Origin of the sequence: Bacteroides sp. 14(A) (assembly GCF_000526555.1) — a bacterium.
Classification (GTDB): domain Bacteria; phylum Bacteroidota; class Bacteroidia; order Bacteroidales; family Bacteroidaceae; genus Bacteroides; species Bacteroides cellulosilyticus.
Genome location: NZ_JAGH01000002.1, coordinates 1,639,486 through 1,659,804 on the forward strand (window position 1 = coordinate 1,639,486; position 20,319 = coordinate 1,659,804).

At 41.6% G+C, this 20,319-nt stretch carries 20 protein-coding genes and 4 tRNA genes; 18 read left to right on the top strand and 6 right to left on the bottom strand.

Annotated elements, in window-relative coordinates; all coding sequences use genetic code 11:
- Positions 1 to 14: 14 nt before the first annotated feature.
- Both K429_RS0113375 and K429_RS0113380 read right to left on the bottom strand, forming a co-directional pair.
- Entirely contained in the window at positions 15 to 584 is a 570-nt protein-coding gene (locus K429_RS0113375) for an RNA polymerase sigma factor (RefSeq protein WP_007212039.1), read from the bottom strand.
- Positions 577 to 975 (bottom strand): hypothetical protein, encoded by a 399-nt coding sequence (locus K429_RS0113380; protein WP_026367236.1) that lies wholly within the window; start codon positions 973 to 975, stop codon positions 577 to 579. The genes K429_RS0113375 and K429_RS0113380 overlap by 8 nt, the downstream gene beginning before the upstream one ends.
- 135 nt (positions 976 to 1,110) lie before the next feature.
- Between K429_RS0113380 and K429_RS0113385 the strand changes: the two genes are divergently transcribed.
- Positions 1,111 to 1,581, top strand: a complete 471-nt coding sequence (locus tag K429_RS0113385; RefSeq protein WP_007219558.1) for a low molecular weight protein-tyrosine-phosphatase — start codon at positions 1,111 to 1,113, stop codon at positions 1,579 to 1,581.
- Positions 1,582 to 1,590: 9 nt separating this feature from the next.
- Here K429_RS0113385 and K429_RS0113390 read toward each other — a convergent pair whose 3' ends face one another.
- Together K429_RS0113390 and K429_RS0113395 are read right to left on the bottom strand one after the other, a co-directional pair.
- Entirely contained in the window at positions 1,591 to 2,358 is a 768-nt protein-coding gene (locus tag K429_RS0113390) for a hypothetical protein (RefSeq protein WP_007212042.1), read from the bottom strand.
- 5 nt (positions 2,359 to 2,363) lie between these two features.
- A complete protein-coding gene (locus tag K429_RS0113395; protein ID WP_007219559.1) occupies positions 2,364 to 4,424 on the bottom strand; it encodes an HD family phosphohydrolase in 2,061 nt (686 codons plus the stop codon).
- 97 nt (positions 4,425 to 4,521) lie between these two features.
- Here K429_RS0113395 and gltX point away from each other — a divergent pair, with 97 nt between their 5' ends.
- On the top strand, positions 4,522 to 6,039 hold the full coding sequence (gltX, locus tag K429_RS0113400; RefSeq protein WP_007219560.1) for a glutamate--tRNA ligase: 1,518 nt from the start codon (positions 4,522 to 4,524) through the stop codon (positions 6,037 to 6,039).
- 10 nt (positions 6,040 to 6,049) lie between these two features.
- On the top strand, positions 6,050 to 7,270 hold the full coding sequence (locus K429_RS0113405) for a 3-deoxy-D-manno-octulosonic acid transferase (RefSeq protein ID WP_007212045.1): 1,221 nt from the start codon (positions 6,050 to 6,052) through the stop codon (positions 7,268 to 7,270).
- Positions 7,271 to 7,346: 76 nt separating this feature from the next.
- Here K429_RS0113405 and K429_RS0113410 read toward each other — a convergent pair whose 3' ends face one another.
- The gene (locus K429_RS0113410) at positions 7,347 to 7,862 is read right to left on the bottom strand and encodes a gamma carbonic anhydrase family protein (protein WP_026367237.1); all 516 of its coding nucleotides are present in this window, start codon (positions 7,860 to 7,862) and stop codon (positions 7,347 to 7,349) included.
- A gap of 24 nt (positions 7,863 to 7,886) precedes the next feature.
- Complete coding sequence (locus K429_RS0113415; RefSeq protein ID WP_007219561.1) at positions 7,887 to 9,668, bottom strand: aminopeptidase P family protein; 1,782 nt, start codon at positions 9,666 to 9,668, stop codon at positions 7,887 to 7,889.
- A 483-nt stretch (positions 9,669 to 10,151) separates the two neighbouring features.
- Here K429_RS0113415 and rpsU point away from each other — a divergent pair, with 483 nt between their 5' ends.
- The 15 genes from rpsU to rpoB all read left to right on the top strand — a co-directional run bounded on the left by rpsU (position 10,152) and on the right by rpoB (position 20,261).
- The gene (gene rpsU, locus K429_RS0113420) at positions 10,152 to 10,343 is read left to right on the top strand and encodes a 30S ribosomal protein S21 (RefSeq protein WP_007212050.1); all 192 of its coding nucleotides are present in this window, start codon (positions 10,152 to 10,154) and stop codon (positions 10,341 to 10,343) included.
- 72 nt (positions 10,344 to 10,415) lie between these two features.
- On the top strand, positions 10,416 to 11,300 hold the full coding sequence (xerC, locus tag K429_RS0113425; protein ID WP_026367238.1) for a tyrosine recombinase XerC: 885 nt from the start codon (positions 10,416 to 10,418) through the stop codon (positions 11,298 to 11,300).
- 16 nt (positions 11,301 to 11,316) lie between these two features.
- Positions 11,317 to 11,616: a ribosome hibernation-promoting factor, HPF/YfiA family gene (gene hpf, locus K429_RS0113430; RefSeq protein ID WP_007212052.1), complete on the top strand. Its 300-nt coding sequence runs from the start codon at positions 11,317 to 11,319 to the stop codon at positions 11,614 to 11,616.
- A gap of 95 nt (positions 11,617 to 11,711) precedes the next feature.
- Positions 11,712 to 11,785 (top strand) — tRNA-Thr (locus tag K429_RS0113435).
- 44 nt (positions 11,786 to 11,829) lie between these two features.
- Positions 11,830 to 11,912, top strand: a tRNA-Tyr gene (locus tag K429_RS0113440).
- 17 nt (positions 11,913 to 11,929) lie between these two features.
- Positions 11,930 to 12,001 (top strand) — tRNA-Thr (locus tag K429_RS0113445).
- 50 nt (positions 12,002 to 12,051) lie between these two features.
- Positions 12,052 to 13,236: an elongation factor Tu gene (gene tuf / locus K429_RS0113450; RefSeq protein WP_007212053.1), complete on the top strand. Its 1,185-nt coding sequence runs from the start codon at positions 12,052 to 12,054 to the stop codon at positions 13,234 to 13,236.
- 54 nt (positions 13,237 to 13,290) lie between these two features.
- Positions 13,291 to 13,363, top strand: a tRNA-Trp gene (locus tag K429_RS0113455).
- A gap of 14 nt (positions 13,364 to 13,377) precedes the next feature.
- Complete coding sequence (gene secE, locus K429_RS0113460; protein ID WP_007212054.1) at positions 13,378 to 13,569, top strand: preprotein translocase subunit SecE; 192 nt, start codon at positions 13,378 to 13,380, stop codon at positions 13,567 to 13,569.
- A gap of 12 nt (positions 13,570 to 13,581) precedes the next feature.
- On the top strand, positions 13,582 to 14,124 hold the full coding sequence (gene nusG / locus K429_RS0113465; protein WP_007212055.1) for a transcription termination/antitermination protein NusG: 543 nt from the start codon (positions 13,582 to 13,584) through the stop codon (positions 14,122 to 14,124).
- A gap of 57 nt (positions 14,125 to 14,181) precedes the next feature.
- The gene (gene rplK / locus K429_RS0113470) at positions 14,182 to 14,625 is read left to right on the top strand and encodes a 50S ribosomal protein L11 (protein WP_007212056.1); all 444 of its coding nucleotides are present in this window, start codon (positions 14,182 to 14,184) and stop codon (positions 14,623 to 14,625) included.
- Positions 14,626 to 14,640: 15 nt separating this feature from the next.
- Positions 14,641 to 15,339, top strand: a complete 699-nt coding sequence (gene rplA, locus K429_RS0113475; RefSeq protein ID WP_007219563.1) for a 50S ribosomal protein L1 — start codon at positions 14,641 to 14,643, stop codon at positions 15,337 to 15,339.
- A 15-nt stretch (positions 15,340 to 15,354) separates the two neighbouring features.
- A complete protein-coding gene (gene rplJ, locus K429_RS0113480; RefSeq protein WP_007212058.1) occupies positions 15,355 to 15,876 on the top strand; it encodes a 50S ribosomal protein L10 in 522 nt (173 codons plus the stop codon).
- A 90-nt stretch (positions 15,877 to 15,966) separates the two neighbouring features.
- Positions 15,967 to 16,344: a 50S ribosomal protein L7/L12 gene (gene rplL / locus K429_RS0113485; protein WP_007212059.1), complete on the top strand. Its 378-nt coding sequence runs from the start codon at positions 15,967 to 15,969 to the stop codon at positions 16,342 to 16,344.
- Positions 16,345 to 16,448: 104 nt separating this feature from the next.
- Positions 16,449 to 20,261, top strand: coding sequence for a DNA-directed RNA polymerase subunit beta (rpoB, locus tag K429_RS0113490; protein ID WP_007212060.1), 3,813 nt, complete (start codon positions 16,449 to 16,451; stop codon positions 20,259 to 20,261).
- Positions 20,262 to 20,319 lie beyond the last annotated feature (58 nt).

Genomic DNA, 20,319 nt, shown 5'->3' on the forward strand with positions numbered 1-20,319 from the left:
GTTTAAAAATGAGGTTAGTAATTTAGAAGGTCGCTATACAGTCCTTTCAACCGTTCGCGAAGGTGGATGACGGCATAATGTTTTCGTGATAATAAAGTGTTGACTGATATCCCGGTAGCACTGGCAACTTCTTTAGCTGACAATCCTTCCATTTCCAGTAACTCAAATGCTTCCCGTTGTTCGGGCGGTAGTTCGGCAAGAGCTGTTTCAAGTTCTTGCCACACGAGTGACCGCATGTATTCTACTTCCGGAGTAGGCGGAGCATCGCTGAACAGCACTTCCGAAAACTCGCTCAGTACATTGTCTTCTTTATCATAGCTTGAATCGGGTAGTTCTTCTTCCTGCATCTTTTTGCCTTTATTGATAATCGTATTTCGTGCTACGCGATATAGCCATGCTGTTACCTGTTCGATGGGATTGAAAGTGCTTTCAATGGTTTTCACCAATTGATACAGCACATCTTGCAGAATATCTTCGGCATCTTCCTTACTGGAAACCCGCTTGCGGATAAATGCTTTCAGGCGGGGTTGATGTTCCACAATCAGTTCTTCCAAACTGTTGCCTTTGCCGGTCAGATTATTCATTCTCTTTGGGAGTTTCGCTACCGTTGTTTCTATCAAAGTTTCTCTCGTTGAAGAATCCGTCTCTTCCGAAAGGGCCACCGAATCCGAACTTCTTTCTTTTATTAATGAAATCCTTGCGTTCTTCCGGAGACATCTTCTCCCATTTAGCGCGGAACGGGTTACCCTCTTTACCATCGGGTATTCTTCTTCGGCCGGGGAAAGCTCCTCTACCAGGGAAACCTCCGAAGAAAATGCGTGCAAGTACGAATAATGCCAAAGCTTGCCAGAAATTGATGGTTGCCAGCCCTAAGACTCCGGGCACTACGAAATTCCATAATAGCATGACTATTGCTCCAAAAGCCGCAATGGCTAATACCCAAAACAAAGATATAATAAAAAATCTTTTTTTCATGATGTTCTAATTTTATTGATTTACATATTACTTTGAAAACGTTCTCTGTATATGCTGACAACTGAGAAGAAGAAATATTTTAAGAGAATGCAAAAAAACTTCTATATTTGCGTTCCTAAATTAAAAAATGTGCTTATGAAGCCTCATAGAATACTTTTTGTTTGCCTGGGTAATATTTGCCGTTCTTCCTCTGCGGAAGGTGTGATGAATCATTTGGTTTCAGAAGCCGGACTGGAAGATCAGTTTGTGATAGACTCTGCCGGTATTCTCTCTTATCATCGAGGAGAGTTGCCTGACAGCCGGATGCGTGCTCACGCTATTCGTCGAGGTTACGAACTCACACATCGTTCGCGTCCCGTACAGACGGAAGACTTTTATAACTTCGATTTGATAATAGGGATGGATGACCGGAATATTGAAGATTTGAAAGACCGTGCGCCCTCCCCTGAAGAATGGAAGAAGATACACCGTATGACGGAATTCTGTACTCGTTTTACGCATGCCGACCACGTTCCCGATCCGTATTATGGTGGGGCGGAAGGATTTGAATATGTGCTCGACTTGCTGGAGGATGCTTGTGCCGGGCTGTTGGAACATCTGAAATAATCGGGTTCGTCAGTGCGTGGTGTCTTGATAGAATCTCTTGTCTTCATTCAGGCTGCATGTTGCATCCACTCCTGCACTTTGTAGTACTTCGGCAATATCATTCAAGGTTCGGCGCGATACCCTTCCTATATAATAGAGGCGATAGTGATAGTCTTTATCCAATATCTCCATAACATGCGTAAAAGCCTGTTCGCGTGCAAAGTCAAAATTGACTTTGAGTATATCTTCGTAAGGATACTTAATTTCACGTCCTACGCTGTATATCCTAAGGCTTTCGTTATCTACTTTCAGATAACAGAAACGTGTCATCAACATGTGTATAAAGTAGATACTCAGGCCGAATGAAATGATTCCGAGAATATATGCCCACCAACTTCCGAATACTACAGCCTGATATCCCAATATCATAAACGTGATGAAAAGCACAAAGAAGTAGAACATATAGAGTGATGGGCGCTGATAGGTCGTGGTCGGAATCTCTGCTACTGTCCGTTTTCGGGTGATATGGTTCTCAAAAGGTATATCTTGTGAAATCAGATAGCGGATAACAGATGACGGCTTTTGAAACGGATGGACATAAAAAGCTCTTTGAATACCCTGTTTTAGGCGCAATGTTAATATGCCCGCGCCATATTTATCTTTGACCTTCAGGTTGCTCTTGCGCGGAACTTCATGAAAACGTTTCATGAAACTGAAACTTTGGATGTCGTGTAGCCGGATACCTCTGCGTTGTAGCAGGCTTTCGGTACGTTTCTGGTCTTGTGCGATTGTTTTCATATCTTTTATTTTTTAAGTTCGGGATAGCTGATGCGGGTATGATAAATTGTTTTCAGTTTCTCTTTGAATACCGATTTCACGATAGCAATGTCCTTGAATGTAATAGGACATTCTTTGAAGAAACCTTCTTCTACCTGAGAGTCTATAATCTTTTCCACCAGATTGTTGATGCTCTCTTCCGTATATTCGGGCAGACTACGGGATGCAGCTTCTACTGCATCCGCCATCATCAGAATGGCCGTTTCGCGGGTGAACGGGTTTGGACCGGGGTAAGTGAATAATTCCTCGTTCGGCTCTTCATCGGGATGCTCGTTCTTCCAAGAGATATAGAAGTATTTAGTCTTTCCCTTACCGTGATGGGTACTGATGAAGTCTTTTATCACTTTAGGCAAATTGTTTTTTTCCGCCAGTTTCAGTCCGTCCGTCACGTGACTGATTATCACCTGTGCACTTTGCTCGTAGCTAAGATTTTTATGCGGATTGACACCTCCTGATTGGTTTTCAGTAAAGAATACCGGATTTTCCATTTTTCCGATGTCGTGGTACAAAGCTCCGGTACGCACCAACTGGCTCTTAGCTCCAATACGGTTGGCAGCTTCTGCGGCAAGATTAGCCACTTGCATGGAATGTTGAAAAGTGCCCGGAACAGTCTCTGACAAACGGCGCAGCAACGGGCTGTTGATATTGGAAAGTTCTACCAGAGTAACGTTGGAAGTAAATCCAAATGTTTTCTCCAACAAGAACAGAAGCGGATAGGTGAACAATAGAAGTATACCATTGACTATAAAGTAACTATACATACTTCCGTTTAATTTCGATAAATCGTTTTCGGTGATCAGTTCGAAAGCGAAGTAAAGAGCAGCATAGGTCAGTATCACTAATAATGCCGTACGGAAGAGTTGCGAACGTTGTGACAATTCGCGCAAACTGAAAATAGCGACCAGACCGGCAGCCAGTTGCAGCAATATAAATTCGTGTGGGTAGCGTAGGCAAATGGAGCAGATCAGTATAGTGACCACCTGCGTAAGGAATGCTGTGCGTGAATCGAGGAATACGCGGATAATGATAGGCAGCATGGCATACGGAATGATATAAACATTGTATATGTTATTCGACACCATGAGTGCTGTCACTACACAATAGAACATAATCAGTGTAAATAGTAGGGATAAACTCCCCTTGCGTTCGTAATAATCCTTGCGGAATAAATCGAGGTACAGCATAAAACACAGCATGAAAATGCTGACAAATAAGATTTGTCCGGTCAATATCAAACGTTTTTGTCCGATGGATTCACTACGTTGGATAGACTCCTTTCTCAGACTTTCAAGGATATTATAAGTTTCCTTATCTACGATTTCCCCCCGATCAATGATCTTCTGGCCACTTTGTACAACACCATTGGCCCAGGCATAATTATCCAATGCTTCCTTCTTGGCTGTTTCGGTGCGTTGCTCATCGTAAGTCAGATTAGGGTACAAATATTCGTTGAGTGAACACTGGCGCAGGATATACGGAGAATAATGTGCCGTGTCCGCAGTGAGCAGGTAGGCATAAGCGTCTTTAACGGAAAAAAGCTGTTCGGTCCCCCGCTGGTTGGCCAGCTTATCATCAATCACCATGATGACAGCGGTGCTGTCTTTTTGTAATTTGCTGCGTTCTTCGGTAGAAAGTATACCTGCTTTATAAATTTCGGATAACCTTTTCTCCAGATAGCGCATATAGTCAGAAGACGGAACAATGTCGCGTAAGTGACTTTGATAATCCGTTTTTAATTTGCTAAGCACGGTTTTTTCTACATTTTTATCCAACTGATAGTAGGGTTGGAAACTGGCAAGAATGCTGTCTTGTTCATGTTTTACTACAGCATCATCTTTATATATGGGGAAATTGAATGTGGCCATAAGTTGCCCATACTTCCATGGTTTGTCAATATCGAACTGATAATTAAACTTGCCGTCACGCGGTAAGAAGTATACTATGATGGCTACCGTGCCGATAAAAATGAGTGCTTTGTATAGCAAATCTCTGTAAGAAAAGCTTTTTTTAGTCTTGGATTTATTCATATCGGTTGAATTTTTTGCGAAAAGTACAAAAAAAAACATTAGTGTGGAAAAAAAGGTTTAATTTTGCCGTCTAATTATCTCATAAGTAATGCAAAATATGACAGAAAGAAGAGTCAGAGTCCGTTTTGCCCCGAGTCCTACGGGGGCTTTGCACATTGGTGGTGTGCGTACAGCATTATATAATTATCTCTTTGCGCGCCAGCATGGGGGAGACATGATTTTCCGCATTGAAGATACTGATAGTAACCGTTTTGTACCTGGTGCAGAAGAATATATCCTTGAGTCTTTCAAGTGGTTGGGCATTCCGTTTGATGAGGGTGTCAGCTTTGGTGGGAAATATGGTCCGTACCGTCAGTCCGAACGCCGCGAAATATACAAGAAGTATGTGAAGGTATTATTGGAGAATGATAAGGCTTATATCGCTTTTGATACTCCTGAAGAACTGGATGCGAAACGTGCCGAGATAGCCAATTTCCAATATGATGCTTCTACTCGTATGCAAATGCGTAATTCATTGACACTTTCGAAAGAAGAAGTGGATGCATTGATTGCTGAGGGTAAGCAGTACGTAGTTCGTTTCAAGATAGAACCCAATGAAGATGTACATGTAAACGACTTGATTCGTGGTGAGGTAATAATCAATTCTTCCATTTTGGATGATAAAGTACTTTATAAATCAGCTGACGAACTGCCAACTTATCATCTTGCCAATATTGTAGATGACCACTTGATGGAAGTTTCCCATGTGATTCGTGGCGAGGAGTGGTTACCTTCTGCACCTCTGCATGTATTGTTGTATCGTGCTTTCGGGTGGGAAGATACAATGCCGGCTTTTGCTCATCTGCCTCTGCTGTTGAAACCGGAAGGTAATGGCAAATTGAGTAAACGTGACGGTGACCGCCTTGGTTTTCCTGTATTCCCGTTGGAATGGCATGATCCCAAAACCGGTGAAATATCTTCTGGATATCGCGAGTCGGGATATTTGCCTGAGGCTGTAATTAATTTCCTTGCTTTGCTGGGTTGGAATCCGGGTAATGATCAGGAGCTGATGTCAATGGATGAGTTGATCAAATTGTTCGATTTGAGTCATTGTAGCAAGTCTGGCGCTAAATTTGATTATAAAAAAGGCATCTGGTTCAATCATGAGTATATATTGTTGAAGCCTGATGAAGAAATAGCGGAACTTTTTGTTCCGGTTCTGAAAGAACATGGAGTAGAAGTTCCGTTCGAGAAAGTAGTAACGGTGGTAGGCATGATGAAGAATCGTGTAAGTTTCGTACGGGAACTTTGGGAAGCATCCAGTTTCTTCTTTGTTGCTCCAACGGAATATGATGAGAAAACCGTGAAGAAACGCTGGAAAGAAGATTCGGCCCAGTGTATGACAGAATTGATGGAAGTACTGGCAGGAATTGAAGATTTTGGCATTGAGAATCAGGAAAAGATTGTAATGGATTGGATTGCCGAAAAAGGATATCATACCGGAAACATTATGAATGCTTTCCGCCTGACATTGGTAGGTGAGGGGAAAGGCCCGCATATGTTCGACATCTCTTGGGTGCTGGGCAAAGAAGAGACACTGGCGCGTATGAAGCGTGCAATTGAAGTACTTTCTTAATTCAATAAGTATGCTTTACGACCTTGCGATAGGTATCTATGACCTTTTGGTGCATCTTGCGGCTCCATTCAGCCGCAAGCCCCGTAAAATGATGAAGGGGCATTGGGTAGTGTATGAACTTCTCAGGCAACAATTGGAAAAAGATGTACGTTATATTTGGTTTCATGCCGCTTCCTTAGGCGAATTTGAACAGGGGCGTCCCCTGATTGAAAAAATTCGTGCCAAATATCCCGATTATGGTATATTACTGACATTCTTTTCTCCTTCGGGATACGAGGTACGCAAAAATTATCGCGGGGCGGATGTAGTGTGCTACCTACCGTTCGACAAGCCTCGGAATGTGAAGAAATTCCTGGATATAGCCAATCCTTGCATGGCATTCTTCATTAAATATGAGTTCTGGAAGAATTATCTCGATGAATTACATAAGCGTCGTATTCCGGTGTACAGTGTGTCATCTATATTTCGTCGTGGCCAGGTGTTCTTTAAGTGGTATGGTGGTACGTATCGCCATGTTCTTCGTAATTTCGACCACTTATTCGTACAGAATGAACGTTCCAAACGTTATTTGAGTAAGATTGGCATCAACCGTGTGACAGTGGTCGGCGATACGCGTTTCGACCGGGTGTTGCAGATACGTGAGGAGGCGAAAGATTTGCCTTTGGTGAAACTCTTTAAGAATAACACCATGACCTTCGTAGCTGGTAGTTCCTGGCAACCGGATGAGGATCTGTTTATTGAATATTTCAATAATCATCCAGAAGTGAAATTGATCATTGCTCCACATGTGATAGATGAGAATCATCTGGTAGAGATTATCCGGAAGTTGAAACGCCCGTATGTTCGTTATACGCGTGCGGATGAAAAGAATGTGTTGAAAGCGGATTGTTTGATTATAGATTGTTTCGGTCTGCTTTCTTCTATTTACCGTTATGGTGAAATTGCATATATTGGAGGTGGCTTCGGGGTCGGTATTCATAATACGTTGGAAGCAGCTGTTTATGGAATTCCTGTAATATTCGGACCTAAGTACCAGAAGTTTATGGAAGCAATTCAACTTTTAGAAGCCCAGGGCGCATTTTCTATCAAGAATTATGAAGAACTGAAAGAATTGTTGGACCGTATGTTGGCTGATGAGGTTTTCTTGCGCGAAACCGGAACGAATGCCGGATACTACGTCACTAGTAATGCTGGGGCTACGGATAAGATATTAAGTATGATTAATTTCTAAGGAATACGAAATAATGAGAACAGCGGGCGGATAGATTTCTATTCGCCCGCTGTTGTATATGGAAGTTCATCTGGCTTTATTCTTTATACCAGTTAGAATACATCAGATAATTGTGTGCTATCTTCTGATTCAGTTCTTTAGCCTGAGCCGGATCTACTTTTTTTATGAACTTGGCAGGTACACCGCCCCAGATGCTTCCCGGTTCAATAACTGTATTGCTTAAGACCAATGAACCGGCGGCAACGATAGCTCCTTCGCCTATCACTGCATGGTCAAGGATTGTAGAACCCATTCCCACTAATGCATAGTCTTTGATGGTGGCTCCGTGAATAGTAACATTATGTCCTACAGAAACGTGGTCACCTATTTCAATTGTAGACTTTTCATATAATGTGTGCAGCACACTTCCGTCTTGTATATTGACTCCATTCCCGATACGGATAGAATTTACATCTCCGCGCAATACTGTGCTGAACCAAATGCTGCAATCGCGCCCCATTTTTACGTCTCCGATGATGGCTGCGTTATCAGCTAAAAAACAATTTTCGCCAAACTCGGGAGTAAACCCTCTTACTGATTTAATTAATGCCATTTTATATAGTGGTTAATATTTTGATTATAATTGATTCGTTGCTTCTTTCAACCATGCCTGTTCTTCTTTGTTCAAGCTGGGCGATAATTTCTCATATACAGTCTGATGATATTGGTTAAGCCAATTGATTTCTTCTGATGTGAGCAATTCTTTGATAATTCCCTTTTTACAAATAGGGCAAAGGGTTACTGTCTCAAATTGTAGATAGTTGCCAAACATTCCTTCTCCGGCTGGTACTACTAAAACCAGATTCTCCGTACGAATCCCATGACTTCCGGCTTTATATACTCCCGGTTCATTGGAAGTCAGCATACCCAATTGCAATGTTACCGGATTTTCATTCATACGAATACTCTGAGGTCCTTCGTGTACATTCAGAAAGTGGCCTACACCATGCCCTGTGCCATGCAGGAAGTTCATTCTTCTTTGCCATATCGGCATACGTGCCAGCACATCTAGTTGCGCACCCCGTGTACCGGCAGGGAATACAGCCATTGCCAGTGCAATGTGCCCCTTCAGTATCAATGTATAATCTGTCTTTTCTTCTTCTGTCAGTTTTCCTAAAGCAATGGTACGTGTGATATCTGTTGTTCCATCCAGATATTGTGCCCCTGAATCCAATAGCAAAAAACCTTCCGGTTTTAGCTGGACATCTGTTTCGGGAGTGGCTTCATAGTGCACGATGGCTCCATGTTCCTTGTATCCGGCAATCGTATCGAAACTTTCTCCCATATATAAATCCTGTTCCGCACGAAATTCATGCAGTTTTTTATCTACGCTGATTTCTGTTTCCTTACCCGTTGGAACAGATGCTTCTAACCATTTCAGAAACTTAACCAAAGCTACTCCATCCCGTTGCATGGCAGCATGTATTCCAGCTATTTCCTGTTCGTTGCGGATGGCTTTCAATAAGGTGACCGGAGAAGCGCCATGAATAATCCTGCAATCAGGATTGACTGCTGAATACATAGCATAATTTGTTTTAGCCGGATTAAGAAGCAGACTCTCAACACTGATCCGGCTGAGGTATGCTTCTGCTTCCTCGTAGGTGTGCAGGTTTACTCCTGTTTCTTTCATATAAGTAGCAACCTCAGCGGTTATCTTTTGAGGTTGAATGAAATAGTGAGTTTCGTTCTCTTCGATAAGTAGATAGCTGACAAGCACGGGATTGCAATGTACATCGTTTCCACGCAGATTGAGAGTCCATGCGATTTCATCTAAAGCGGATAAGAACAATGCCTTCGCATTGCACTTTTTTAGTTCTTTTCGAATAATGGCAATCTTTTCTATGCTGCTTTTTCCTGCATATTGGGTTTCATAAATAAAAGCAGGAGCTTCCGGCATTGGCGGACGATCCGTCCATAATTTATCTAAGGGATCTGAAATGCTTTTTACTTTTATCTGACATTTTTGCAACTCGGCTTGCATCCTTTCTACTTCTTCTGCAGAAAACATCTTTCCATCTATGCCGACAGCATCGCCAGGAGTTAGTTGTGTACTTAAAAAAGCTGAAATGCTGGGTGTTTCGGGAAGCATCTCCTTATAAAGTTTTATTTCCGTGCCTTTTAATTGCTGGGCAGCCTGGAGAAAATAGCGAGAGTCAGTCCATAGTCCTGCTTGGCTTGTAGTAATAACAACGGTTCCTGCCGAACCAGTAAAGCCGGAAATCCATTCCCGGGATTTCCAGTGGGGAGCAACATATTCGCTCAGATGAGGGTCGGTACTTGGGATAATAAAGGCTTGTATGCCTTCCTGGCTGAACAATGCCCGTAGGCCTTGTAGCCGATCATTGATAGTTTGGCTCATATACTATATATAATAAGGTGTAACATTCACTCTTCAAAGATACTCACTTTCTCTGAATTTTTTCGAAGGATGGTCACACTTTATCTGTATCGAGAATTTGTTTTTGGCGGGTTGTGAATCAGCTACAAGCTACAAGCGCCTTTCGGATATAGCGCAGCTACTTGTAGCTCGTAACTGTACGGTAGCGAATGATTTCAGCGTTTCTATAGTTTTTTCTTATAAGTATTTGCTATGGTCGCGCTTAGTTTTCACAAGAGAAAGAGATAAAAGTGACGGTGCGGTGATTTAATTTGGCATTTTGCAGCTAATTCTTTACCTGTTTCCTTTTTTATTGACCCGGATTTATTTTTCTGTAGGTCTAAATCTTGTTTCTTTTTGCAGAATTTTCGGCAGAAAGTTTTGTGAATAAAGAAACTATGTGTAATTTTGCCGCTCAATTTAATCGTGAGATTTTTAAACCATTAACATTTTAATAAAAAGAAAATGATTGTAGTACCTGTAAAAGAAGGCGAAAACATTGAAAAAGCGCTGAAGAAGTTTAAAAGAAAATTTGAGAAAACTGGTATCGTTAAGGAATTAAGAAGCAGACAGCAGTTTGATAAACCGTCTGTAGTTAAAAGACTTAAGAAAGAACGTGCAGTTTACGTACAACAACTTCAGCAAGTAGAAGATTAATAATTCGTAATTTCCTTTGAATTATTGAATTCTTTTCATACATTCGTTGCATGATTTTTGATGTAGCGATATATGTGGTTGACAAACTCTTTTCTTGACTATCTCCAGTACGAACGGAATTATTCTGAAGAGACTATAAAGTCTTATCGGGAGGATTTATGTCAATTTGAGAAATTTGCAAGAGAAGAAATTGGAGATTCTGCTCTATCGGAAGTAAAGGCTGAACTTGTTCGTGAATGGATTGTTTCTTTAATGGACAAGGGATATACTTCTACTTCAATTAATCGGAAGTTAAGTTCGCTCAGGTCATTTTATAAATTCCTTTTAAGGAAAGGTGAAGTGTGCGTGAATCCATTGCAAAAGATAACGGGGCCTAAAAATAAGAAGCCGCTACCTACTTTTCTAAGGGAAAGTGAGATGGATAAATTGTTGGACGAAGTGGATTTCGGTGAAGGATTTAAAGGGTGTCGTGATCATATGATTATTGAAATGTTTTATGCTACAGGTATGAGACTTTCAGAATTGATAGGATTAGATGATAAAAATGTAGATTTCTCTTCTTTACTTATTAAAGTAACGGGGAAAAGAAATAAACAACGTTTGATACCTTTTGGCGAAGAGTTGAAGAATGCAATGATAGAGTATGTCAATGTAAGGAATGAGATTGTTCAGGCTCGCACGGACGCTTTTTTTGTTCGTGAGAGTGGAGAACGACTTTCCCACAGTATTGTAGAAAATCTAGTGAAACGAAACCTTTCGAAGGTAGTGACGTTGAAAAAACGTAGTCCTCATGTGCTCAGGCATACTTTTGCTACGACGATGCTGAATCATGATGCAGAGCTCGGGGCGATAAAAGAACTTCTCGGTCACGAGAGTTTGGCGACAACGGAGGTTTATACGCATACTACTTTTGAAGAACTTAAAAAAGTGTATAACCAGGCTCATCCTCGGGCCTAAAAGTAAGGAGGTAAGTATGGAAGTAAGAATTCAGTCAATTCACTTTGATGCGTCAGAGCAATTGCAGGCTTTTGTTCAGAAGAAAGCAGTAAAATTGGAAAAGTATTACGATGATATAAAGAAAGTAGAGGTGTCATTAAAGGTTGTGAAGCCAGAGACCGCAGAAAATAAAGAAGCAGGTATAAAGGTTATTATTCCCAATGGGGAATTTTATGCAAGCAAAATCTGCGATACGTTTGAAGAGGCGATTGATTTGAGTGTTGAGGCCTTGGAAAAACAGCTGGTTAAACACAAGGAAAAACAACGGAGCAAATAAAAATTCGCTAAAATTTTGCGGAAAAGAAATAAATGCCTAAATTTGCAGCCGTTTCGCTCACGATAGAACGTAACGGTTGCATTTTTTGAGTAATTGCCTCTTTAGCTCAGCTGGCCAGAGCACGTGATTTGTAATCTCGGGGTCGTTGGTTCGAATCCGACAAGAGGCTCAAAAAAAAACATAAGGAAAAAAGAGTTCTTTGTTTAAATGTAAGGGCAAATACCAGAGTGGCCAAATGGGGCAGACTGTAAATCTGCTGGCTTACGCCTTCGGTGGTTCGAATCCATCTTTGCCCACACCTCTTTTTCTCCTTGCTGTTATAGCTCAGTGGTAGAGCACTTCCTTGGTAAGGAAGAGGTCCCGGGTTCAAATCCCGGTAACAGCTCGTAAGGATGTAAATGCTGATTATTAATCAAATAAATAACAAGTAAAGCTATGGCTAAAGAGAAATTCGAACGTAAAAAACCGCACGTAAACATCGGTACAATCGGTCACGTTGACCACGGTAAAACCACGTTGACTGCTGCTATCACTACAGTGTTGGCAAAGAAAGGTCTTTCAGAAGTTAAGTCTTTCGATCAGATTGATAATGCTCCTGAAGAAAAAGAAAGAGGTATCACTATTAATACTTCTCACGTAGAGTATGAAACCGCTAATCGTCACTATGCTCACGTAGACTGTCCGGGTCACGCCGACTACGTAAAGAACATGGTAACTGGTGCTGCTCAGATGGATGGTGCTATCATCGTAGTTGCTGCTACTGATGGTCCGATGCCTCAAACTCGTGAACATATCTTGTTGGCTCGTCAGGTAAATGTACCGAAGCTTGTTGTATTCATGAACAAGTGTGATATGGTTGACGATGAAGAAATGTTGGAACTTGTTGAGATGGAAATGCGCGAATTACTCGCTGCATACGAATTTGACGGTGACAATACTCCTATCATCCGTGGTTCTGCTCTTGGTGCATTGAATGGTGTGGAAAAATGGGAAGACAAAGTTATGGAATTGATGGATGCAGTTGATAATTGGATTCCGTTGCCTCCGCGTGACATTGATAAACCATTCTTGATGCCGGTTGAAGACGTATTCTCTATTACTGGTCGTGGTACTGTTGCTACTGGTCGTATCGAAGCTGGTATCATCCACGTAGGTGATGAAGTTGAAATCCTCGGTCTGGGTGAAGATAAGAAATCTGTTGTAACTGGTGTTGAAATGTTCCGCAAATTGCTGGATCAGGGTGAAGCTGGTGATAACGTAGGTTTGTTGCTTCGTGGTATTGATAAAGAATCTATCAAACGTGGTATGGTTCTTTGTAAACCGGGTCAGATTAAACCTCACTCTAAATTCAAAGCTTCTATCTATGTTTTGAAGAAAGAAGAAGGTGGTCGTCATACTCCGTTCCATAACAAATACCGTCCTCAATTCTATCTGCGTACTATGGACTGTACAGGTGAAATCACTCTTCCGGAAGGAACTGAAATGGTAATGCCTGGTGATAACGTAGAAATTAACGTAGAATTGATCTATCCGGTAGCTTTGAACGTAGGTTTGCGTTTTGCTATCCGTGAAGGTGGTCGTACGGTAGGTTCTGGTCAGATTACTGAAATCCTTGACTAATTACCAAATATATTAATCAGTTCCCGGTTTATATCGGGAACTGATTATATTCACACGGGAGTAGCTCAGTTGGTAGAGCACCGGTCTCCAAAACCGGGTGTCGGGAGTTCGAGCCTCTCCTCCCGTGCTAATATTTTTGAAATGAAGAAGATTGTAGCTTATTTTAAAGAAACTTACGACGAACTTGTACATAAAGTATCGTGGCCTACGTATTCTGAACTTACTAACAGTGCAGTAGTTGTTTTATATGCTTCCCTGCTTATTGCATTGGTAGTATTCGCGATGGACTTCTGTTTCCAGAACGTAATGGAGAAAATTATTTATCCACATTAAAAACGAGGGAAAATGTCTGAGATTGAGAAAAAATGGTACGTCCTGCGTGCTATTAGCGGAAAAGAAGCTAAGGTAAGGGAATACCTTGAAGCTGATATTAAAAACAGCGACCTTGGTGATTACGTATCTCAGGTATTGATTCCTACCGAAAAGGTTTATCAGGTTCGCAATGGAAAGAAAATTGTGAAAGAGAGAAGTTATCTCCCTGGTTACGTTTTGGTGGAGGCTGCTCTGGTAGGTGAGGTTGCTCATCACTTGAGAAATACTCCTAATGTGATTGGATTCTTGGGCGGATCGGATAAACCTGTCCCTCTGAGACAATCGGAAGTGAATCGTATACTTGGTACGGTGGACGAATTGCAGGATGCCGGTGAAGAACTGAATATCCCGTATGTAGTCGGTGAAACTGTAAAAGTAAATTACGGCCCGTTCAGCGGATTTAGTGGTATCATTGAAGAGGTGAACACCGAGAAGAAGAAACTTAAGGTTATGGTAAAGATATTCGGACGGAAAACTCCGCTTGAATTAGGCTTTATGCAAGTTGAAAAAGAATAATGCAGGTGTTACGCTGTAGTATTCTTTATTAATGTTTATATATAAATCAATAAGAAAATGGCTAAAGAAGTTGCTGGACTAATCAAATTACAGATTAAAGGAGGCGCGGCAAACCCATCACCTCCCGTAGGCCCCGCTTTGGGTTCTAAGGGTATTAACATCATGGAGTTTTGCAAGCAATTCAACGCCAGAACCCAGGACAAAGCAGGAAAGATCCTTCCTGTGATTATCACTTACTACGCAGATAAGTCTTTCGATTTTGTAATCAAGACTCCTCCCGTTGCTATTCAATTACTTGAAGTGGCTAAGGTAAAGAGTGGTTCTGCTGAGCCTAACCGCAAGAAAGTTGCCGAGCTTACTTGGGAACAAGTTCGTGCGATTGCTCAGGACAAGATGGTTGACTTAAACTGTTTCACTGTAGAAGCTGCCATGACAATGGTTGCCGGTACAGCTAGAAGTATGGGTATCGCTGTAAAAGGGGAGTTCCCGGTTAATAACTAATAAACTTCAATTAGAATGGGTAAACTGACAAAAAAACAAAAGTTGGCTGCAGAAAAAATTGAAGCAGGGAAAGCATACTCACTGAAAGAAGCTGCATCTTTGGTAAAGGAAATCACTTATACCAAGTTTGATGCTTCACTGGATATCGACGTGCGTTTGGGCGTTGATCCGCGTAAGGCGAACCAGATGGTGAGAGGTGTTGTATCACTTCCTCATGGTACTGGTAAAGTTGTGCGCGTTTTGGTGCTTTGTACACCGGATGCTGAAGCTGCTGCAAAAGAAGCCGGAGCTGACTACGTTGGTCTTGACGAATATATTGAAAAGATCAAAGGTGGATGGACAGATGTGGATGTAATCATCACTATGCCTTCTATCATGGGTAAAATTGGTGCACTCGGTCGTGTGCTCGGTCCTCGCGGATTGATGCCTAACCCGAAGAGTGGTACTGTAACTATGGATGTTGCTAAAGCTGTAAGAGAAGTAAAACAAGGTAAGATCGACTTCAAGGTTGACAAGAGTGGTATTGTTCATACTTCAGTTGGTAAAGTTTCATTTAGCGTTGATCAAATTCGTGATAATGCGAAAGAATTCATCTCTACTTTGAATAAATTGAAACCGACCGCAGCCAAGGGTACATATATTAAGAGTATTTATCTTTCTAGCACAATGAGTGCAGGTATCAAGATTGACCCGAAATCAGTAGAAGAAATCTAATAAAACGGAGTAATAATGAGAAAGGAAGATAAAAGTACGATTATTGAGCAGATTGCTGCTACAGTAAAGGAATATAATCACTTCTATTTGATAGACATCACTGCAATGAACGCTGCCGCTACAAGCGCGTTGAGAAGAGAATGTTTCAAATCAGACATCAAATTGATGCTGATTAAGAATACATTGCTTCACAAAGCATTGGAGAGTCTGGAAGAAGATTATTCTCCGCTTTATAATTGCTTGAAGGGTACTACAGCTATTATGTTCTGTAATACTGCCAACTTACCAGCTAAGTTGATTAAAGCAAAAGCTAAAGACGGTATTCCCGGACTGAAAGCTGCATATGCAGAAGAAAGCTTCTATGTTGGTGCTGACCAGTTGGATGCTCTCGTTAGTATTAAGAGTAAGAATGAAGTTATTGCCGATATTGTTGCTTTGTTGCAATCACCGGCCAAGAATGTTATTTCTGCTCTCCAATCAGGTGGAAACACTCTTCACGGAGTTCTCAAAACTCTTGGTGAACGTACCGAAGCGTAAAAATGGGAAAGGTGTCATGACCTTGGGAGTAACGTCCCGAATAAATTTTCATAAACAAATTAGTAATTAAACAATTAAAATCATACAAAAATGGCAGATTTGAAAGCTTTTGCAGAACAATTAGTTAACTTGACAGTAAAAGAAGTTAATGAACTTGCAACTATCCTTAAAGAAGAATATGGTATTGAACCTGCTGCTGCAGCTGTAGCTGTTGCTGCTGGTCCTGCAGCTGGTGGTGCTGCTGCCGCTGAAGAAAAAACTTCTTTTGATGTAGTATTGAAGAGCGCTGGATCAGCTAAACTTCAGGTTGTTAAAGCCGTGAAGGAAGCTTGTGGTCTTGGCTTGAAAGAAGCTAAGGACTTGGTAGACGGTGCTCCTAGCGTAGTAAAAGAAGGTTTGGCTAAAGACGAAGCAGAATCATTGAAGAAAACATTGGAAGAAGCTGGAGCTGAAGTTGAACTTAAATAACATTAGCCTGTAAATCAGGTAATTCGGTTAAGAACCCTTCTGAAGAGGGTTCTTAACCTTTTTGTGTATATATTTAAAATTAAGTTCTACAAATCCATTAACAGATGTCTTCAAATACTGTAAACCAAAGAATTAATTTTGCTTCGACTAAAAATCCACTTGAATATCCGGATTTTTTGGAAGTACAATTGAAGTCATTCAAAGACTTTTTACAACTGGATACCCCACCCGAAAAGCGTAAGAACGAGGGACTGTATAAAGTATTTGCTGAAAACTTCCCCATTGCCGATACAAGAAACAATTTTGTTCTTGAGTTTTTGGACTACTATATTGATCCGCCGCGTTATACTATTGATGATTGTATAGAGCGAGGGCTTACTTATAGTGTGCCTTTGAAAGCAAAATTGAAATTATACTGTACAGATCCCGATCATGAGGATTTTGATACAGTTATTCAGGACGTATTCCTTGGTCCTATTCCTTATATGACGGATAAGGCGACTTTCGTCATCAACGGTGCGGAACGTGTTGTTGTATCCCAGCTTCACCGTTCTCCAGGCGTATTCTTCGGTCAGAGCGTACATGCTAATGGTACCAAACTTTATTCTGCCCGTATCATCCCGTTCAAAGGTTCTTGGATTGAGTTTGCTACTGATATTAACAACGTCATGTATGCGTACATCGACCGTAAAAAGAAGTTGCCCGTTACTACTTTGTTGAGAGCTATCGGTTTTGAGAATGATAAGGATATTCTTGAAATTTTCAATCTGGCCGAAGATATTAAAGTCAATAAGACTAATCTTAAGAGAGTGTTGGGACGTAAATTGGCGGCTCGTGTTTTGAAAACATGGATTGAGGATTTTGTAGACGAAGATACCGGTGAAGTAGTTTCTATTGAACGTAACGAAGTTGTGATCGATCGTGAAACTGTGATCGAACCGGAACATGTTGATATTATCTTAGAGTCGGGTGTTCAGAACATTCTTGTACACAAGGAAGAGCCGAATCAGTCTGACTATTCTATTATATATAACACGCTCCAGAAAGACCCGAGTAACTCGGAGAAGGAAGCTGTATTGTATATCTATCGCCAGTTGCGTAATGCAGACCCTGCCGATGATGCCAGTGCACGTGAGGTTATCAATAACCTGTTCTTCTCTGAAAAGAGATATGACTTGGGTAATGTAGGTCGCTACAGAATTAACAAGAAGTTGAATCTGACGACTGATATGGATGTGCGTGTTCTTACGAAGGAAGATATTATTGAAATCATTAAGTACTTGATCGAGTTGATTAACTCGAAGGCCGATGTGGATGATATTGACCATTTGAGTAACCGTCGTGTACGTACTGTAGGAGAGCAATTGTCTAATCAGTTTGCTGTTGGTTTGGCTCGTATGTCGCGTACGATTCGTGAACGTATGAACGTACGCGATAATGAAGTGTTTACTCCGATTGATTTGATCAACGCCAAGACTATTTCTTCCGTAATCAATTCATTCTTTGGAACGAATGCTTTGTCGCAGTTTATGGACCAGACGAATCCGTTGGCTGAAATTACGCACAAACGTCGTATGTCTGCTCTCGGTCCTGGTGGTTTGTCTCGTGAGCGTGCCGGATTTGAGGTACGTGACGTTCACTACACTCACTATGGTCGTCTTTGTCCAATTGAAACGCCGGAAGGTCCGAACATTGGTTTGATTTCTTCTTTGTGCGTGTTCGCTAAGATCAATGTACTTGGTTTCATTGAAACTCCATATCGTAAGGTTGAAAACGGTAAGGTTGACCTTTCTGATGAAGGGTTGGCATATTTGACTGCGGAAGAAGAGGAAGCTAAGATTATTGCTCAAGGTAATGCACCGTTGAATGATGATGGTACTTTCATCCGCGATAAAGTAAAAGCTCGTCAGGATGCTGACTATCCGGTGGTAACTCCGGATGAAGTAGAGTTGATGGACGTTTCTCCCCAGCAGATTGCCTCAATCGCTGCATCTCTGATTCCTTTCTTGGAACATGATGATGCTAACCGTGCGTTGATGGGGTCAAACATGATGCGCCAGGCAGTTCCTTTGTTGAAGAGTGAAGCTCCTATTGTAGGTACAGGCATCGAACGTCAGTTGGTTCGCGACTCTCGTACGCAGATTACCGCTGAAGGTGATGGCGTAATCGAATTTGTGGACGCTACTGTTATCCGTATTTTGTATGATCGTACGGAGGACGAAGAATTTGTAAGCTTCGAACCGGCATTGAAGGAATACCGTATTCCGAAGTGGCGTCGTACGAATCAAAATATGACGATTGACCTTCGTCCTATTTGTGAAATTGGTCAGCGTGTAACGAAAGGCCAGATTTTGACAGAAGGATATTCTACGGAAAAAGGTGAGTTGGCTTTGGGTAAAAACTTGTTGGTTGCTTACATGCCGTGGAAAGGTTACAACTATGAGGATGCTATCGTATTGAACGAACGTGTGGTTCGTGAAGATATATTGACTTCAATTCATGTAGAAGAATATTCGCTGGAGGTTCGTGAAACGAAACGCGGTATGGAAGAATTAACTTCCGATATTCCGAATGTGAGTGAAGAAGCTACTAAAGATTTGGACGAAAATGGTATTGTACGTGTGGGCGCTCGCATCCAGCCAGGTGATATCTTGATTGGTAAGATTACACCGAAAGGTGAGTCTGATCCGTCACCGGAGGAAAAATTGCTTCGTGCAATTTTCGGCGATAAGGCAGGTGATGTGAAAGATGCTTCTTTGAAAGCTTCTCCTTCTTTGAAAGGCGTTGTTATCGATAAGCGTTTGTTCTCACGTGTAATCAAGAGTCGTAGTTCCAAATTGGCTGATAAGGCTTTGTTGCCGAAGATTGATGATGAGTTTGATGCGAAGGTTGCTGATTTAAGAGGTGTCTTAATTAGAAAACTGTTGAAGTTGACTGAAAACCATGTATCAGAGGGTGTGAAAGACTATATGGGTGCTGATATTATTTCAAAAGGTGCCAAATTCTCTCCTTCTGATTTCGGTGATTTGGATTTTACTTCAATTCAATTGAGCAATTGGACGAATGATGATCGTATCAACGGCATGATTCGTGATTTGGTGATGAACTTCATCAAGAAATATAAAGAACTGGATGCCGAACTGAAACGTAAGAAGTTTGCTATCACTATTGGTGATGAACTTCCTGCCGGTATTATTCAGATGGCGAAAGTTTATATTGCTAAGAAACGTAAGATTGGTGTAGGTGATAAGATGGCAGGTCGTCACGGTAACAAGGGTATTGTTTCCCGCGTTGTTCGTCAGGAAGATATGCCATTCCTCGCTGATGGTACTCCGGTAGATATCGTATTGAATCCGTTGGGTGTGCCTTCTCGTATGAACATCGGTCAGATATTCGAAGCTGTATTAGGTCGTGCTGGTAAGAATCTGGGTGTTAAGTTTGCAACTCCTATTTTTGACGGTGCTACATTGGATGACTTGAATGAGTGGACTGATAAGGCTGGTTTGCCACGTTATGGTAAAACAAAGTTGTATGATGGGGGGACGGGTGAACCGTTTGACCAACATGCTACGGTTGGTGTTACCTATATGTTGAAGCTGGGGCACATGGTTGAAGATAAGATGCATGCACGTTCTATTGGTCCGTACTCTTTGATTACTCAACAACCGTTGGGTGGTAAGGCACAATTCGGTGGCCAGCGTTTTGGAGAAATGGAGGTTTGGGCGCTTGAAGCATTTGGTGCTGCGCACATCCTGCAGGAAATTTTGACTATCAAATCCGATGACGTTGTAGGTCGTTCTAAAGCTTATGAAGCAATTGTGAAGGGTGAACCGATGCCGCAACCCGGTATTCCTGAATCGCTCAATGTATTGTTGCATGAGTTGAGAGGTTTGGGCCTTAGCATCAACCTGGAATAAATCTAAAATTAATAGTTGGGAGTGATGACCTATTTGCTCCCAGCTATTAATTCTCAAT

Bases quoted from the DNA above. Each gene is read 5' to 3' on its own strand.
- K429_RS0113375 (WP_007212039.1), bottom strand. From the start codon at position 584: ATGAATAATCTGACCGGCAAAGGCAACAGTTTGGAAGAACTGATTGTG.
- K429_RS0113380 (WP_026367236.1), bottom strand. From the start codon at position 975: ATGAAAAAAAGATTTTTTATTATATCTTTGTTTTGGGTATTAGCCATT.
- K429_RS0113385 (WP_007219558.1), top strand. From the start codon at position 1,111: ATGAAGCCTCATAGAATACTTTTTGTTTGCCTGGGTAATATTTGCCGT.
- K429_RS0113390 (WP_007212042.1), bottom strand. From the start codon at position 2,358: ATGAAAACAATCGCACAAGACCAGAAACGTACCGAAAGCCTGCTACAA.
- K429_RS0113395 (WP_007219559.1), bottom strand. From the start codon at position 4,424: ATGAATAAATCCAAGACTAAAAAAAGCTTTTCTTACAGAGATTTGCTA.
- gltX (WP_007219560.1), top strand. From the start codon at position 4,522: ATGACAGAAAGAAGAGTCAGAGTCCGTTTTGCCCCGAGTCCTACGGGG.
- K429_RS0113405 (WP_007212045.1), top strand. From the start codon at position 6,050: ATGCTTTACGACCTTGCGATAGGTATCTATGACCTTTTGGTGCATCTT.
- K429_RS0113410 (WP_026367237.1), bottom strand. From the start codon at position 7,862: ATGGCATTAATTAAATCAGTAAGAGGGTTTACTCCCGAGTTTGGCGAA.
- K429_RS0113415 (WP_007219561.1), bottom strand. From the start codon at position 9,668: ATGAGCCAAACTATCAATGATCGGCTACAAGGCCTACGGGCATTGTTC.
- rpsU (WP_007212050.1), top strand. From the start codon at position 10,152: ATGATTGTAGTACCTGTAAAAGAAGGCGAAAACATTGAAAAAGCGCTG.
- xerC (WP_026367238.1), top strand. From the start codon at position 10,416: ATGTGGTTGACAAACTCTTTTCTTGACTATCTCCAGTACGAACGGAAT.
- hpf (WP_007212052.1), top strand. From the start codon at position 11,317: ATGGAAGTAAGAATTCAGTCAATTCACTTTGATGCGTCAGAGCAATTG.
- tuf (WP_007212053.1), top strand. From the start codon at position 12,052: ATGGCTAAAGAGAAATTCGAACGTAAAAAACCGCACGTAAACATCGGT.
- secE (WP_007212054.1), top strand. From the start codon at position 13,378: ATGAAGAAGATTGTAGCTTATTTTAAAGAAACTTACGACGAACTTGTA.
- nusG (WP_007212055.1), top strand. From the start codon at position 13,582: ATGTCTGAGATTGAGAAAAAATGGTACGTCCTGCGTGCTATTAGCGGA.
- rplK (WP_007212056.1), top strand. From the start codon at position 14,182: ATGGCTAAAGAAGTTGCTGGACTAATCAAATTACAGATTAAAGGAGGC.
- rplA (WP_007219563.1), top strand. From the start codon at position 14,641: ATGGGTAAACTGACAAAAAAACAAAAGTTGGCTGCAGAAAAAATTGAA.
- rplJ (WP_007212058.1), top strand. From the start codon at position 15,355: ATGAGAAAGGAAGATAAAAGTACGATTATTGAGCAGATTGCTGCTACA.
- rplL (WP_007212059.1), top strand. From the start codon at position 15,967: ATGGCAGATTTGAAAGCTTTTGCAGAACAATTAGTTAACTTGACAGTA.
- rpoB (WP_007212060.1), top strand. From the start codon at position 16,449: ATGTCTTCAAATACTGTAAACCAAAGAATTAATTTTGCTTCGACTAAA.